General features: G+C 62.3%; 11 protein-coding genes and 1 tRNA gene. 8 read left to right on the top strand and 4 right to left on the bottom strand.

The features are described from left to right. Positions 1-28: 28 nt before the first annotated feature. Positions 29-649: a 2,3-bisphosphoglycerate-dependent phosphoglycerate mutase gene (locus tag EJ066_RS07360; protein WP_126036294.1), complete on the top strand. Its 621-nt coding sequence runs from the start codon at positions 29-31 to the stop codon at positions 647-649. 169 nt (positions 650-818) lie between these two features. Further along, positions 819-903 (top strand) — tRNA-Leu (locus EJ066_RS07355). A 70-nt stretch (positions 904-973) separates the two neighbouring features. Here EJ066_RS07355 and EJ066_RS07350 read toward each other — a convergent pair. From EJ066_RS07350 to EJ066_RS07340, 3 genes are read right to left on the bottom strand one after another with little or no spacing between them, the layout of a single operon-like run. Further along, positions 974-2,188, bottom strand: coding sequence for an HlyD family efflux transporter periplasmic adaptor subunit (locus EJ066_RS07350; protein ID WP_126036292.1), 1,215 nt, complete (start codon positions 2,186-2,188; stop codon positions 974-976). Positions 2,189-2,191: 3 nt separating this feature from the next. After that, a complete protein-coding gene (locus EJ066_RS07345; protein ID WP_126043778.1) occupies positions 2,192-4,552 on the bottom strand; it encodes an ABC transporter permease in 2,361 nt (786 codons plus the stop codon). A gap of 5 nt (positions 4,553-4,557) precedes the next feature. Beyond that, a complete protein-coding gene (locus EJ066_RS07340; protein WP_126043777.1) occupies positions 4,558-5,265 on the bottom strand; it encodes an ABC transporter ATP-binding protein in 708 nt (235 codons plus the stop codon). Between the two features lie 486 nt (positions 5,266-5,751). On the opposite strand from EJ066_RS07340, the gene EJ066_RS07335 reads away from it, so the two are divergent. From EJ066_RS07335 to EJ066_RS07320, 4 genes are all read left to right on the top strand, one after another. Beyond that, the gene (locus EJ066_RS07335) at positions 5,752-6,690 is read left to right on the top strand and encodes a glycine betaine ABC transporter substrate-binding protein (RefSeq protein WP_245455187.1); all 939 of its coding nucleotides are present in this window, start codon (positions 5,752-5,754) and stop codon (positions 6,688-6,690) included. A gap of 11 nt (positions 6,691-6,701) precedes the next feature. Then, entirely contained in the window at positions 6,702-7,379 is a 678-nt protein-coding gene (locus tag EJ066_RS07330) for a L,D-transpeptidase (protein ID WP_245455092.1), read from the top strand. 137 nt (positions 7,380-7,516) lie between these two features. After that, on the top strand, positions 7,517-7,735 hold the full coding sequence (locus EJ066_RS07325; RefSeq protein ID WP_348629293.1) for a hypothetical protein: 219 nt from the start codon (positions 7,517-7,519) through the stop codon (positions 7,733-7,735). A gap of 253 nt (positions 7,736-7,988) precedes the next feature. After that, positions 7,989-8,228 carry a hypothetical protein gene (locus EJ066_RS07320; protein WP_126036288.1) on the top strand — a complete coding sequence of 80 codons (240 nt, stop codon included), beginning with the start codon at positions 7,989-7,991 and terminating at the stop codon, positions 8,226-8,228. Positions 8,229-8,329: 101 nt separating this feature from the next. Here EJ066_RS07320 and EJ066_RS07315 read toward each other — a convergent pair whose 3' ends face one another. Beyond that, complete coding sequence (locus EJ066_RS07315; protein ID WP_189644448.1) at positions 8,330-10,372, bottom strand: BTAD domain-containing putative transcriptional regulator; 2,043 nt, start codon at positions 10,370-10,372, stop codon at positions 8,330-8,332. A gap of 230 nt (positions 10,373-10,602) precedes the next feature. On the opposite strand from EJ066_RS07315, the gene EJ066_RS07310 reads away from it, so the two are divergent. After that, on the top strand, positions 10,603-11,691 hold the full coding sequence (locus tag EJ066_RS07310) for a pyridoxal-phosphate dependent enzyme (protein WP_126036286.1): 1,089 nt from the start codon (positions 10,603-10,605) through the stop codon (positions 11,689-11,691). Positions 11,692-11,707: 16 nt separating this feature from the next. Beyond that, positions 11,708-13,195 carry an aspartate aminotransferase family protein gene (locus EJ066_RS07305; RefSeq protein WP_126036283.1) on the top strand — a complete coding sequence of 496 codons (1,488 nt, stop codon included), beginning with the start codon at positions 11,708-11,710 and terminating at the stop codon, positions 13,193-13,195. Positions 13,196-13,223 lie beyond the last annotated feature (28 nt).

The raw sequence follows: 13,223 nt of genomic DNA, 5'->3' as shown, positions 1-13,223 counted from the left end.
CCCTATCCACAATGCTGAAGGAGCGAAAATGTCGGGAACTCTCGTGCTCGTGCGCCATGGCCAGAGCGAATGGAACCTGAAGAACCTTTTCACCGGCTGGCGCGACGTCGACCTGACCGAGCTGGGCCACGCCGAGGCCAAGGAGGCGGGCGCGAAGCTGAAGGCGCGCGGCATGAAATTCGACATCGCCTTCACTTCGTCGCTGATCAGGGCGCAGAAGACCTGCCAGCATATTCTCGACGCGGTCGGCCAGAGCGATCTCGAGACTATCCGCGACCAGGCGCTGAACGAGCGCGACTATGGCGACCTCTCCGGCCTCAACAAGGATGACGCGCGCAAGAAATGGGGCGAGGAGCAGGTGCATATCTGGCGCCGCTCCTACGACGTGCCGCCGCCTGGCGGCGAAAGTCTGAAAGACACCGGCGCGCGCGTCTGGCCCTACTACCTGCACGACATGCAGCCGCATGTGCTGCGCGGCGGCACCGTGCTAGTAGCGGCGCACGGCAACTCGCTGCGCGCGCTGATCATGGCGCTGGATGGGAAGTCGGGCGAGGAGATCGTCAGGCTTGAGCTCGGCACCGGCGTGCCGGTCATCTACAAGCTCAACGCCGATTCGACCGTGGCATCCAAGGAAGTGCTGGAGAACTGAACCGGCGAGCGGAATGTGTTCCTTGATTGAGCATGATCTTTTCCGAACCGCAGGTCAGAGAAAGCAAAAACCGGTTCCCACGTTTCGATGACGAGGACCTTCGGTTCGGGATCATGCTCTAAAAAGCGCGTTGACACTCACCCTTTGCCCGCCTAAAGAGCCCGCACCAGCCCAGATGGCGGAATTGGTAGACGCGCACGGTTCAGGTCCGTGTTCCGCAAGGAGTGGAGGTTCGAGTCCTCTTCTGGGCACCAAATTGCTGTTTCGGACCGTTCGACAAGGTCTGGCAGCCTCAAGGAAAGCCCGGTTCGCCGGGCTTTTTCGTTATCGTACCTCACGCTGGGCTACGGTCACGCCGTCCGTGACCCTGTCACTCGGGTGCAGCACCACGCGATCGCCCGCGGCAAGGCCCGACCGAACCTCTGCCGTCCGGTTGTTTCGCTGACCGACCGTTACGATCGTTGCCCGTGCACGACCATCCGTGACCGCGAAGACCGCCCAGTCCTCCCCCTTTCGGAACAGAGCCGCCACCGGCACCGTCAGCACGTCTTCCGCATTCCAGATCGTGACATGCACGATCACGCGGTAATCGTGACCGAGCGACGGCCACGCTTCGGGAGAATCGACGAAATCGATGATCGTGCGGACCCTTTGTTCCTCGATACCGAGTGCGGAGACCTTGACGAACCCCGCCGGGTCCACCCGTGTCACCTGGCCACGGATGGGTGATCCGCCCCAGCCATCGATCCGGACCGGTGCGCCGGGCTTGATCCGGACAGCGTCGGTCGACAGAAGGTCGGCGACGATCTCGAGGTCGCGCGGATCGCCGATCTCGATCAACGGGGCGCCTGCTTGCACTACGCCCTCGCTCTCCTGAATGATCTTCAGGATGCTGCCGTTCATTGGGGCGCGTAGCTGGATACAGCAGGCGGGATTCGATTGCGGGATGGCGCCCGACGGTTCGCTGAGCCGGGCCGCAACGCTTGAGCGCTCGTTGCGCCGTACCTCGACTTGCGCTTTGGCGCTTGCCAACGCAGCTTCATTGGTTTCGACGTCGAATCTCGCCCTGTCCAAAACTTTGACCGAGATCGCGTCGGTGCGGGCGAGCGCCTCCGCCCGCTGAAGCTCCGTGCGCGAAAATTTGAGCGCCGCCTCGATCCGGCGAGCTTCGGCTTCCGAAAGCGTCATTGCCGCTTCGGTGGCCGCCAGCGCCGCCTGCAGCTCCTCGTGCGTGCGGGCATCGTGGAAGCTCGGTACGGTCGGCTGCATCACCGCCACCGTCTCGTCCACGGCAACCTGATCCCCGACATGGCGAGGCGGGGAGATTCGCAGGACTTTTCCCAGGGTTGGCGCGGATACCGTATAGACGTGGCGGACGCGCGTCTTGGCCTCGTCGTCGATCGTGACCTCCATGGGACCTTCTGTCGCCGTCGCCAGATCCACCACGATCGGCCGTGGCCATGCGAACCAGACCGCGGCAGCTGCCAAAGCACCCAAGGCCATGGCCCCCACCGTTCGCTTCATCCAGATCGTGCGCATGGTTCAATCTCGCGTCTTGAGAACGGTGACAAGGTCGAGCTGGTTGATCCGCCGACGTACGACGAGCGCGGAGAACAGTGCCGCGGCAATCACCATCGCGCTGGCAAGTACATAGGTGGAATGCTCCACGACCAAACGAGTCCGCATCAACTCGCCGGCCATTTTTGTTTGCAATGTCCAGGCGAGGCCGTAGCCGACGGCCCATCCCGGCGGCTGCGCAAGCAACGTCAACACGGCCAGTTCGAGGAGCAGAATTCGCAACACTTCTCCCCGGGTGAAGCCGAGGACACGCAGGCTGGCCAACTCGCGCGCGCGTTCGGAAAGTGAGATTCTTGCGCTGTTGTAAACGACACCGAAGGCGATAACGGCCGCGAGCCCCGTGTATATGTTTGCCATCGTGGTCACCAACACCGCCAATGCATCACGGAAGTTCGCAAGCGATACGCGTTGCAAGGCCATGCCACTGACCATCGGCATGCTCTTGATAGCGTCGTAAAGTCGGTCACGCTCGTTCGCATCGAGGCTTACGCTCACGCTGTTGACGGCCGGCGCCTCCCGCATTAAGCGAGCCAGGGCATCAAAATGCATCATTCCCTGAATGCCGAAATAGTCCTCGACCAACGCGGTCACGGGAAGCGAGACGGTCCGTCGCTGCCCTTCTAGCAAATCGATTTCGACGAAATCGCCGACCTGTGTCCCGAGAATCTGCGCGAGCCAACTCGAAATCGCCAAGCCAGTCTCGGGAAGCACGGGATGCAGGTCAGTGTCGATGATCCTGTTGAGGTCAGCATCGCGCGGTCTTCCGCTGATCATGATCCGACGCTCGATGTTTCCATTCCGTATGCGAACGGGAACTTCCCGAAAAGGCTCCGCCGCGAGAATACCGGGCAGCCGCGCGATTTGATTGACTGCTTTCAGCGGGCGCCGTTCGACAAAGCTGACAGTGGCGTCCTGGCGGTCGGACATGAAATAAGTCACATCGATCAACGCCTCCATGGTGCCGTTGAGGAAAAGCGAGGCGATCAGGATTCCCGTCGCCAGCGACATGCCCGCTATCGTAAACATCGCCCTGATCGGATGGCCGCTGATGTTGCGCACCATCATCACAGCCGGTTGTGAAAGGACGTTGCGGATAGCAAAGGTCGCGGGCAGGAGACGGCGGAAGCGAGGCGGAGCGGGCGCCTGCATCGCAACGGCGGGCGGCAACCTCACGATATCGCGCAACACACGCACCGCACCGATGATCGCGGCTCCAAAGCTCAGCACCGCGGCCGCGACGTAGACATCCGGGCTCTGGACGAAAACCAGGAATGGGAACCGATAAAAGTCGCCATACATCTCTGTTACGAAAGTGCCCAGCCACGTTCCAGCCGCACTGCCGATGACGACGCCGATCATGACAATCACGATGATGAGTTTGATGTAATGCCAGGCGACGGCGGCGTTCCGATAGCCAAGCGCCTTCAGCAGCCCGATTTGTTCGCGTTCGAGCGCGACGATCCGGCTAAGCGTCACGTTGATCAGGAATGCTGCCACCAAAAGAAAGATCGGTGGCAGCGTGCGGCTCATATTCCTGAGCATGTCGAGCCCGTGTTCCAGAAAGGCGTGTGAGGTCTGATCCTTGCGCCCATATGCCGCTTGTCCGCCGTAGCGGTCGAGCAACGCGTCGAGGCGCGTGATGACCTCGCCTTCCGAGGCGTCCCGCATCAGCTTGAGAGTGACCGAAGAAAATGCGCCGTTCAGGTCGTAGACGCTGGCGAGCGCCTTTTCAGACATCCAGACGATGGCAAAGCGGCGCTCGTCCGGCATTCGGTCGCCCGGCCCTATGGCGTAGATATATTCCGGCGAGAGCGCGATACCCACGACGACGAGGTCGCGCTTGCGGCCGTTGAGAATGGCGGCGAAGTGCGACCCCGGCTTGAAAGCATGTGCCTTGGCAAAGCCCTCGGTGACGACAACCTCATCGCCTCGCCCAGGCTCGGGCATCCGGCCTGCCCGCATGTACAGCCGGTTGAGCGCGGGCTGACCGTCCTCAGTCAGCGAAATGAATTGTCCCGTTGCAGGCTCGCGAAACTGAGGAATATCGAGCAGGGCCAATTTGGCGATGCGCCCTTGCACGGCAGCAACTCCGGGGATTTCCGCAATTTGAGTGAGCAGCGTCTTCGGCGCACGCCTGACCAACGCAAAGACATCGGCGAATTGGTGCCTCTCGTAATAAGCAATTCGGGTTTCCTCCAGAGACCGCAGGGAGCCGACAGCAAGAACCACTGTGGACACCCCGCCGGCAATGACGAGAGCGATCGCAAGCGCCTGGGCCCACAGCCGTACAAGATCGCGAAAGAGCTTGACATCCAGCGCGCGCATCAGGATCACCAGACAAGCTCGGCGGCAGCCCGGCGCGCCTCGTTCCTGTGAATTCTCGAGATTTGACCGTCGGCGAAGAACAGCACGCGGTCGGCGACGTCCTGGATGCTGGCGTTGTGCGTTATGATGAGGACCGTGGTGCCAAGCTGCGCATTGATGCCCAGCAGTGCCTCGATCACGCGAATGCCTGTCTTGGAATCCAGGGCGCCGGTAGGCTCATCGCAGAGCAGCACCTCAGGCCGTTTGGCTATCGCCCGGGCAATAGCCACGCGTTGCTGTTCGCCGCCCGAGAGCTGTGCCGGGAAGTGGTGCATCCGCGCCTCAAGCCCGACGAGCGCGAGAGCTTCGTCGGGACGCATCGGATGATCGGAGATCTCGGTAACCAGTAAGACGTTTTCATAGGCTGTCAGGCTGGGGATCAGATTGTAGAACTGGAACACGAAGCCGACATGCTGTCGTCGATAGGCGGTCAACTCCCGATCGTCGAGGTTGCTCAACTCCTGATCCCTGAAGAACAGCTGACCGCTCGTAGCATGGTCGAGCCCGCCCATGATATTGAGCAGGGTCGACTTGCCGCTGCCTGACGGGCCGAGCAGAACGACCACTTCTCCAGCGAATATTTCCAGGTCCAGCGCGCGCAGGGCAAGCACCTGTGTCTCACCCGAGGTGTAAGTTTTGGTCAGCGCTATAGCGCTAAAGACGGGGTCAGCCATGACCTTTGGAGATCGCATGTTCGAGGCATTTGTCGCGCCGGCTCCAGGATAAATCCGCGAGGGAGTGGGGCTGGGAAAATGCGTCCTGGCCAGCTCAACCCCTTCCGCGCCACAGTCTTCCCTGTGGATGAAGGTCACATTGACGCAAATCAAAACGAGGAGTCCGAAGGCCATCAGGCGTCCTAATGCGGAAGCCACTTACAGTTCGTAGGGCGTGTGCCCGCCGACATTTTGAAAGTTGGGCGCGGCGGCCGCGTTGTGAGCGTCTTCCCAGACGGTGTGTCATCGGGTAGCGTGCAGGGGCGGCACGTGACGGCGCTCTCTTTGGCGAATGCACTGCCGCACCTTCAGCAGTTGCCGTCAGAAGATGGCACTGGTGTCACAACCCGGTGCTTGCCGCGACAGATTGTTCCCGTCCCGATTCATTTCAGCACCGAAGCGAGGGGAAAGAAAATGCACAACCGATTTCGGCAGTGCCTGCGGAAAATGTCGCTGGCGGCTTTGACGTGGCTGGCGGTAAACATCCCGGTCCACGCGGCCGATCTCGTCATTGCAATGCCGAACTGGCCGTCGGGCCAGGCGACGGCAAACATTCTCAAGGTCAGCCTGAAGGAACAGTTCGGGCTCGATGCTGATGTGCGCGAGATGGGAACGCTTATTGCCTTTGCCGGCCTCGATTCGGGCGAGGTGGATATTCATCCCGAAATCTGGCTGCCCAACCTGGACAACCTGGTGAAGAAGTATGTCGACGGTGCCGGCACGGTAGCCATCAGTCCCATCGGGGTGCCGGCATGGCAAGGCATATGCGCTACCCGCGAAACTGCCGACAAATTTGGGATTCGTGACATTTCGGATCTCACCGACCCGCGCAAGACTACCGCGTTGGACACTGATCGGGACGGACGTGGGGAACTCTGGATTGGCGCTGAGGGTTGGTCCTCAACGGCTATCGAGCGCGTCCGCGCCAACAGCTATGGCTATGCCAAGACAATGACATTGCTGGAGACGCCGGAAGATGCCGGAATGGCGGCTGTCGATGCCGCTGTCGCCACGGATCATCCAATGGTGTTCGCCTGCTACGCGCCGCATCACGTGTTTAAACTGCACGACATTGTCCGGCTTACCGAGCCGCCTTTTGACCCGGCAAAGTGGAAGATCGTGCTGCCTTCCGAGGACCCGCTCTGGGTCTCGAAGTCCAGCGCGCCAGTGTCATGGAATACCGCACATTTCCATGTCGCTTACGCCACCTCACTGCGCAAAAAATATCCTAAGGTGGTAGAGTTCCTGGAACAGGTCGACCTCAAGCCCGAGGACGTCACGAAGATGAGTTACGCGCTCCAGGTGGAGCGTCAGGACCCTTACGAATACGCCAAACAATGGGTTGCCGCGCAAGGCGCTCGGGTGCACGGGTGGGCAAATCCATGACCGGAAAGCTGATGATTGTGAAACACGCCGCTCTCCAGCGGAGCTCCCTCACGGCAATTGTCGCGGTAGCGTTCGGTCTTGTCGCGGTGGCGGCGCTGGCTGCGGGAACACAGGTTTTCGATCCGAAAACCCACAAATGGGTGGACTACGACCGTACCAAGGCGCGCAAATACTATGCCGCGCATAACGAAGTGCCCGAAGCGTTTCGCCCGCAGATGGTCAAGTTCCGCACTGCGGAAGTGCCCGGTACGATCATCATCGATGGCAACCAGCATTTTCTCTACCTTGTGCAGCCGGGTCAGCAGGCCATGCGCTACGGTATCGGCGTGGGCCGGGAAGGGTTTGGATGGGCCGGCATCGTGCGCGTCGGCCGCATGGCGGAATGGCCGACCTGGACGCCTCCGGCCGAAATGGTCGCTCGTGATCCGAATGCGGTCAAACATGCGGGAGGCATGCCGGGAGGGCCTGACAATCCGCTCGGCGCCAGGGCGCTCTATCTGTATGAGCGCGACCAGGACACGATCTACCGGATACACGGCACGCCGGAGCCCTGGACGATCGGGCTCGACGTGTCATCAGGGTGTATCCGGATGAGGAACGACGACATCACCGATCTCGCATCCCGCGTCAAGGTTGGAGCCAAGGTCATCGTTCTCATGCAGGGGGCGGCCCTTTACAAGGGTGTATGAAGCGGCATTCGGAGAGGGACCAAGCAATGTCGGTAAAACGTGCAGTGAGAACTTCGATCCGGGCAACAGCAATTGGATTCTTGGTTGGGGCCCTGGGCGCTTGCGTCAGCGCGCCGCCGCCGCCTCCTCAGGACCAGATGTCCAGGACCCAGGTCGAGACCGCCCCGGCGGACCTTCAGCTTCTTTGCGCCAACGCGGTCGCCAAGGCGAGCGGCGCCGACAGCACGAAGATCCTTCCGGTTTCATCGAGCAAGCTCGATTCCAAAACCTATCAGGTCGAACTCGATGCCAGCGGCAAGAAGACAAGCTGCCTTGTGGATACCGAAGGCAATGTCAAATCCGTTGAGCCCACGTGACCCGTTCTGGTCGAGGAATTTTGCGGCCGGTCTGACGATTGCCGCGAACCTGGCGTCGGCTTTTGGGCGTGACGATATTGGTGGCGACCAGCCGTGATGAAAGTTCAGAAACCCCGAGAAAAAGCTCGGCCGACCACAGCTTGCGTCAACCCAGCGGCATCATCGTGATTGGCACGCCCAAGCATTAGCTGTACCATTCCCACGCCGGTCGTCGACGCGGCGCGTTCCGCGAGCCGGCAAGGGAGAAACATCCATGTTACGATCAATTTCGCTTGCGGTTTTCCTGGCGGTCGTTCCTGCGACAGCCTTTGCAAATTCATGCCCGACCATCATGGCCGCGATCGATGCGGCGTTGCCGACCGCGACCCTCTCCGAGGCCGATATGACCAAGGTCAAAGAACTCCGCGCCCAAGGCGAGAAATTGCACGCGGCCGGCGATCATGCAGGGTCGGAGGCTGCGCTCAACGAAGCCAAGACGATGCTCGGCATATAGTGCGACGAACGCGGCCTTCCTGGCCGATTGCGCGGCTTTCTGTTCGGTTGTCGGCGAGGGTCGCGGACCTGGTGAATAGGGTCAGGCTGGCGTGGGTTGGATCACCCCAGCCCAATCCGTTTGGCGCCTTGTCGGAACAGAGCCGCGGCGTCCGGCTCGAACCGGAAGGTGCCGATGAAATCATCGGCTGAATAGTTCGGCAGCGTCTTGCGGATTGTGGCCGCGAAAGTGCGGGCCTCGTCAACACGTCCCGCCAACGCAAGGCAATGCGCGGCGATCGCCAGGATGATGGCATGGGCGTTGGGGCGAGCCGCGGCTTTCAGCGCCCATTCGGCCGCCTCGTCAAACTGGCCGAGGCGGACATGCGCCATGGCGCGGGCGCCCAGCATGCCGAACAGCAGCGGATCGAAGGGGCTCAGATGCCGCGAATGGTCGGAGCAACCGATCGCGGCTTTCGGGTCACCCGACTGCGAGTGTACAAACGACAGCGCGTAGTGGCCGAGCGCGAAGTTCGGACTGAGGTCCACGGCCCGCTCCAGCTCGATGAGGGACCCGTCCTGCTCGCCGCGCAGCCATAGCGCCCGGCCCATGGCCCAGTGCGCGGCCGGATTGTGATCATCGACCAAAAGACTCTGGCCGGCGGTCTCGAAGGCAAGCGCGCTTTCCCTGTCACGGTCTCCCCAGCGCTGAAAGGCGTTTTGCCAATGGGTGAATGACAGGCCGGCATAGGCACGGGCGAAGGTCGGATCCAGCTTCAGCGCTATCCCGAAGAAATGCCGGGCCAGTTCGTTTTCCGTGCGGGTGAAGCGATACATGTGCCAGAGGCCACGATGATAGGCCTCCCAAGCATTCAGCGAGTTGGGCGCTTTCAGCATGGCGCGGTTGCGCTCGACCATCTCGATCTCGGTCGAGATCGACGAGACGATGCTGTTGCCGATATCGTCGAGGACGGCAAAGATGTCGTCGGGCCTGCGTTCGAACGTCTCGGCCCACACGATCCTGGCCGTGCGCACCTCGACAAGCTCCACGCTGACGACGACGCGGCCTGTCTGGCTGCGCACGGTCCCGGTGGCGACATAATCGACGTTCAGCCGCCGGCCGGCATCCTCCGGCGCGATGTTTTTTTCCGCCAGCGCAAAGACGGAGCCGCGGGCGATGACGAAGAAGTCCCTGAGCTTGGCCAGGCGGGTGATGATGTCGTGGGTGAGGCCGTCGGCCAATCCACCGCGAGGGCCGCCGCGAACGCCGCCGATGCCGACTTCCTCGACAAACGGCATCACAGCAAGCGAAGCCTTCTGCGATGCCGCAGCATCGGAATAGGGAAGCACAATAGCTGCTTGCGGGGCGGCGGGCACGAGCGCTGGTCGCGTCCAGAGCGTCGCGCCCGGCCGTTCGCCGCGGATCGTCCGCCATGCCTCACGAACGGGTCCGAAATCCAGGTCCTCCGAAGCAAACAGCTCCGCCGCGGAGGCGAGATGTTCCTCGCACTCGCCGATCTGGCCGCGCCGTGCAAGCCCTGCCAGAAGAGCCGCATGCGCGCGTCCGTCGAACGGAGCAAGTTCCACCCACTTTTCCAGATGCGGAGACGTCTCGTCAGCACCTGCCGGGAGATTGTTGACGAGATGTTCCAGAATGGCGGCATGGCATGATCTGAAGCGGCGGCGCTGCGCGGTCAGCCAGCTGTTGAAGTGCGGGCTGCGATCGATCTCCAGCCCGTCGAGGAAATCGCCGACGAACAGTCCGGATAGAGCCTGCAACCGCTCCAGACCGAGCGTCTCGATTCCTGTAACAGCAGCCGAGGCGATGTCGATCGCGTCGACGAAACTGTCGTTCAGATCAAGCGCGATCGTGTCACCAGGCGTCTCGATCCTGCGGCGATCCGGTTCGTCGAGAATGCCCCTAAGCTTGCTGAGGCACCAGCGGAGCTCGCCCCGCGGATCGTTCGGCACATCCCACAAAAGCTCGCACAGACGGCTGCGGCCCACGGCATGCGGCGCAAGCGCCAGATAGGCGACGAGCGCGCGCAGCTTGCGCGATGCCGGCAGCTGCACCGTGGCGCCGTCGCGGATGACCGTCAGCGGCCCGAGCAGCCGCACGGAAAGCCCGGCCGTTGCGCCGTCCAGACTCGATCGAGTGGATTCCACGTGCGTTCCCACGCTTGCTCCCACGCTGGCCAGTCGCCCTCTGTTTTATCATTGAAAGCAATAGAGTGCATCCGGCAACGAATTTCCGCGCCGGCTACTGGCATTTGCCACCTTCCGGGCCGCATTGCCGGCAAGGCAACGGTATCGCGACAAGGTCTCGAAACCTCGCCGCCCAAGCCGCCGGTTTGTAACCGGTTCGTGACGACAACAACAAAAGGAGGAGAACAGACATGTTGCAGCAACAGAAAATGAGGACCACGGCCGGCCGAGGCCGCCTGTTCGACAGCATTCTCGACACGGTCGGCGATACGCCGGTGATCAGGATCAACAATCTCGGCCCCGATCATGTGACGATCTATGTGAAGGCCGAGTTCTTCAATCCGGCGGCGTCGGTAAAGGACCGGCTGGCGCTCAACATCATCGAGGAGGGCGAGCGCAGCGGCGCCTTGAAGCCGGGCCAGACTGTCGTCGAGGCAACCAGCGGCAACACCGGCATCGGGCTGGCCATGGTCTGCGCGCAGAAGGGTTATCCGCTGGTGGTGACGATGGCCGACAGTTTCTCCATCGAGCGCCGCAAGCTGATGCGCATGCTGGGCGCCAAGGTGGTGCTGACGCCGCGTGCCCAGAAGGGCTTCGGCATGTACAACAAGGCGGTCGAACTCGCCGAAGCCAATGGCTGGTTCCTGGCCCGCCAGTTCGAGACCAAGGCCAATGCCGCCATTCACGAAGCGACGACGGCGCGCGAGATCATCAACGATTTCGCGGGCTCGCGGCTCGACTGCTTCGTTACCGGCTACGGAACCGGCGGCACCGTCGTCGGTGTCGGGCGTGTGCTGCGCCGGGAGCGCCCCGAGACCAGGATCGTGCTGGCCGAACCCGCCAATGCCCAACTCATCGGCAGCGGCAAGGCGCAGGAGCGCGGCGCCGACGGCGCGCCGACCGCCAGCCATCCGGCCTTCGAGCCGCATCCGATCCAGGGCTGGACCCCGGATTTCATTCCCAACGTGCTGCAGGAGGCGGTCGACGCCAGTCTCTATGACGAGGTCGTGCCTGTTCCCGGGCCGGAGGGCATCAAATGGGCCAAGGCGCTGGCGCAAAAGGAAGGGATTTTCACCGGCATCTCCGGCGGGGCTACCTTCGCTGTGGCGCGCCAGATCGCCGAAAAAGCTTCACCCGGCTCGGTGATCCTGTGCATGCTTCCCGATACCGGCGAACGCTACATGACGACGCCGTTGTTTGACGGCATCGAAGCCGAGATGGACGCGGAGGAAACAGCCCTTTCGCGCTCGACGCCCGGCTGCCAGTTCCCGGCTGAGTAATCGGGGAGCAACGCGGATGGACGCAATGCTGAAAGCCGTCGGCATGGCCGGCGAAGAAACGCTCGATCCGGTCGACTGGGCCGATGTCCAGGCGCTGTCGCACCGGATCGTCAACGATGCCGTCGACTATCTGCGCGATATCCGGGACCGCCCGGTGTGGCAGGACATGCCCGCGGAGGTGAAAGCCTTCTTCGCCGCACCGCTGCCACGCTCGCCTCAACTGCTTGCCGACGTCTATGGCGAGGTTGCGCGCAACGTGATGGCCTATCCGATGGGCAACATCCATCCGCGCTTCTGGTCCTGGTATATGGGGTCGAGCAATTTCACCGGCGCGCTCGGCGATTTCCTAGCGGCGATCCAGGGTTCCAATCTTGGCGGCGGCAACCATGCCGCCGCGCTTCTGGACAGCCAGGTCGTCGACTGGTGCAAGCAGATGATGGGCTTCCCCCAATCGGCCAGCGGCACACTGGTCAGCGGCGGCTCGATGGCCAACATCATCGGCCTGACCGTGGCGCGCAACGTCAAGGCAGGCGTCGACGTGCGCGAACATGGCGTTGCCGCCATCGAGAAGCCGTTGCGCTTCTATGGCTCGGATCAGCTTCACTCGTGTCATCGCAAGGCGATGGAAGCGCTCGGCCTGGGCAACCAGGCGCTGCGACGCATCCCGACCGATGCCGGATTGCGGATGGACATCGACGCCTTGCGGGCGGTGATCGCCGACGACCGCAAGGCAGGTTTTCAGCCGGCCTGCGTGATCGGCACAGCAGGCACCGTCAACACCGGAGCGATCGACGATCTGCAGGCACTTGCAAGACTGGCGGCGCAAGAGGACCTCTGGTTCCATGTCGACGGCTGCATCGGCGCCCTGATCGCCATCGCGCCGGAAAATTCGCATCGCGTCGCCGGCATCGAACACGCCCATTCCATCGCGCTCGATCCGCACAAATGGCTGCACGCCCCGTTCGAGGTCGGCTGCGCGCTGATCAGGAACGCTGCATCGCATCGCAATACGTTTGCGGTCACGCCGGAATATCTGGAGTCGACGCCGCGCGGCCTCGCCTCCGGACAATGGCTGCATGATTATAGCCTGCAGACGTCACGCGGTTTCAGGGCGCTCAAGGTGTGGATGGCGCTGAAGGAGCACGGCATCGAGAAGTTCGGCCGCCTGATCGACCAGAACATCGCACAGGGCCACACGCTCGGCAGGCTGATCGAGGTCGAGCCGCTGCTGGAACTGATCGCGCCACCGAACATCAACATCGTCTGCTTTCGCTACCGCGGCGACGGGCTGACGGGCGAGCAGCAGAAGGCGCTCAACACCGAGATCATGCTGCGGCTGCAGGAAGAAGGCATCGCCGCCCTTTCGGACACGACCGTGCATGGCCAGCATTGCCTCAGGGTGGCGGTCAACAACCACCGCACCCGGCGCGAGGACCTGGACCTGCTGGTGCGGGAAACAGTGCGCCTCGGGCAGGAGATTTCAGGGCCTGGCGTTGCCGGCTGACGCCGGCATTCCGTTGCGTTGGCCGCTG

Source organism: Mesorhizobium sp. M9A.F.Ca.ET.002.03.1.2, from assembly GCF_003952365.1.
In the GTDB taxonomy this organism is placed as follows: domain Bacteria; phylum Pseudomonadota; class Alphaproteobacteria; order Rhizobiales; family Rhizobiaceae; genus Mesorhizobium.
This window is presented reverse-complemented; position numbering and strand designations above follow the sequence as displayed.

What these genes read in the sequence shown, in the direction of transcription:
- EJ066_RS07320 (WP_126036288.1), top strand. Translation starts at nt 7,989, where the DNA reads ATGTTACGATCAATTTCGCTTGCGGTTTTCCTGGCGGTCGTTCCTGCG.
- EJ066_RS07345 (WP_126043778.1), bottom strand. Translation starts at nt 4,552, where the DNA reads ATGCGCGCGCTGGATGTCAAGCTCTTTCGCGATCTTGTACGGCTGTGG.
- EJ066_RS07305 (WP_126036283.1), top strand. Translation starts at nt 11,708, where the DNA reads ATGGACGCAATGCTGAAAGCCGTCGGCATGGCCGGCGAAGAAACGCTC.
- EJ066_RS07360 (WP_126036294.1), top strand. Translation starts at nt 29, where the DNA reads ATGTCGGGAACTCTCGTGCTCGTGCGCCATGGCCAGAGCGAATGGAAC.
- EJ066_RS07335 (WP_245455187.1), top strand. Translation starts at nt 5,752, where the DNA reads ATGTCGCTGGCGGCTTTGACGTGGCTGGCGGTAAACATCCCGGTCCAC.
- EJ066_RS07325 (WP_348629293.1), top strand. Translation starts at nt 7,517, where the DNA reads ATGTCCAGGACCCAGGTCGAGACCGCCCCGGCGGACCTTCAGCTTCTT.
- EJ066_RS07310 (WP_126036286.1), top strand. Translation starts at nt 10,603, where the DNA reads ATGTTGCAGCAACAGAAAATGAGGACCACGGCCGGCCGAGGCCGCCTG.
- EJ066_RS07350 (WP_126036292.1), bottom strand. Translation starts at nt 2,188, where the DNA reads ATGCGCACGATCTGGATGAAGCGAACGGTGGGGGCCATGGCCTTGGGT.
- EJ066_RS07340 (WP_126043777.1), bottom strand. Translation starts at nt 5,265, where the DNA reads ATGGCTGACCCCGTCTTTAGCGCTATAGCGCTGACCAAAACTTACACC.
- EJ066_RS07330 (WP_245455092.1), top strand. Translation starts at nt 6,702, where the DNA reads ATGATTGTGAAACACGCCGCTCTCCAGCGGAGCTCCCTCACGGCAATT.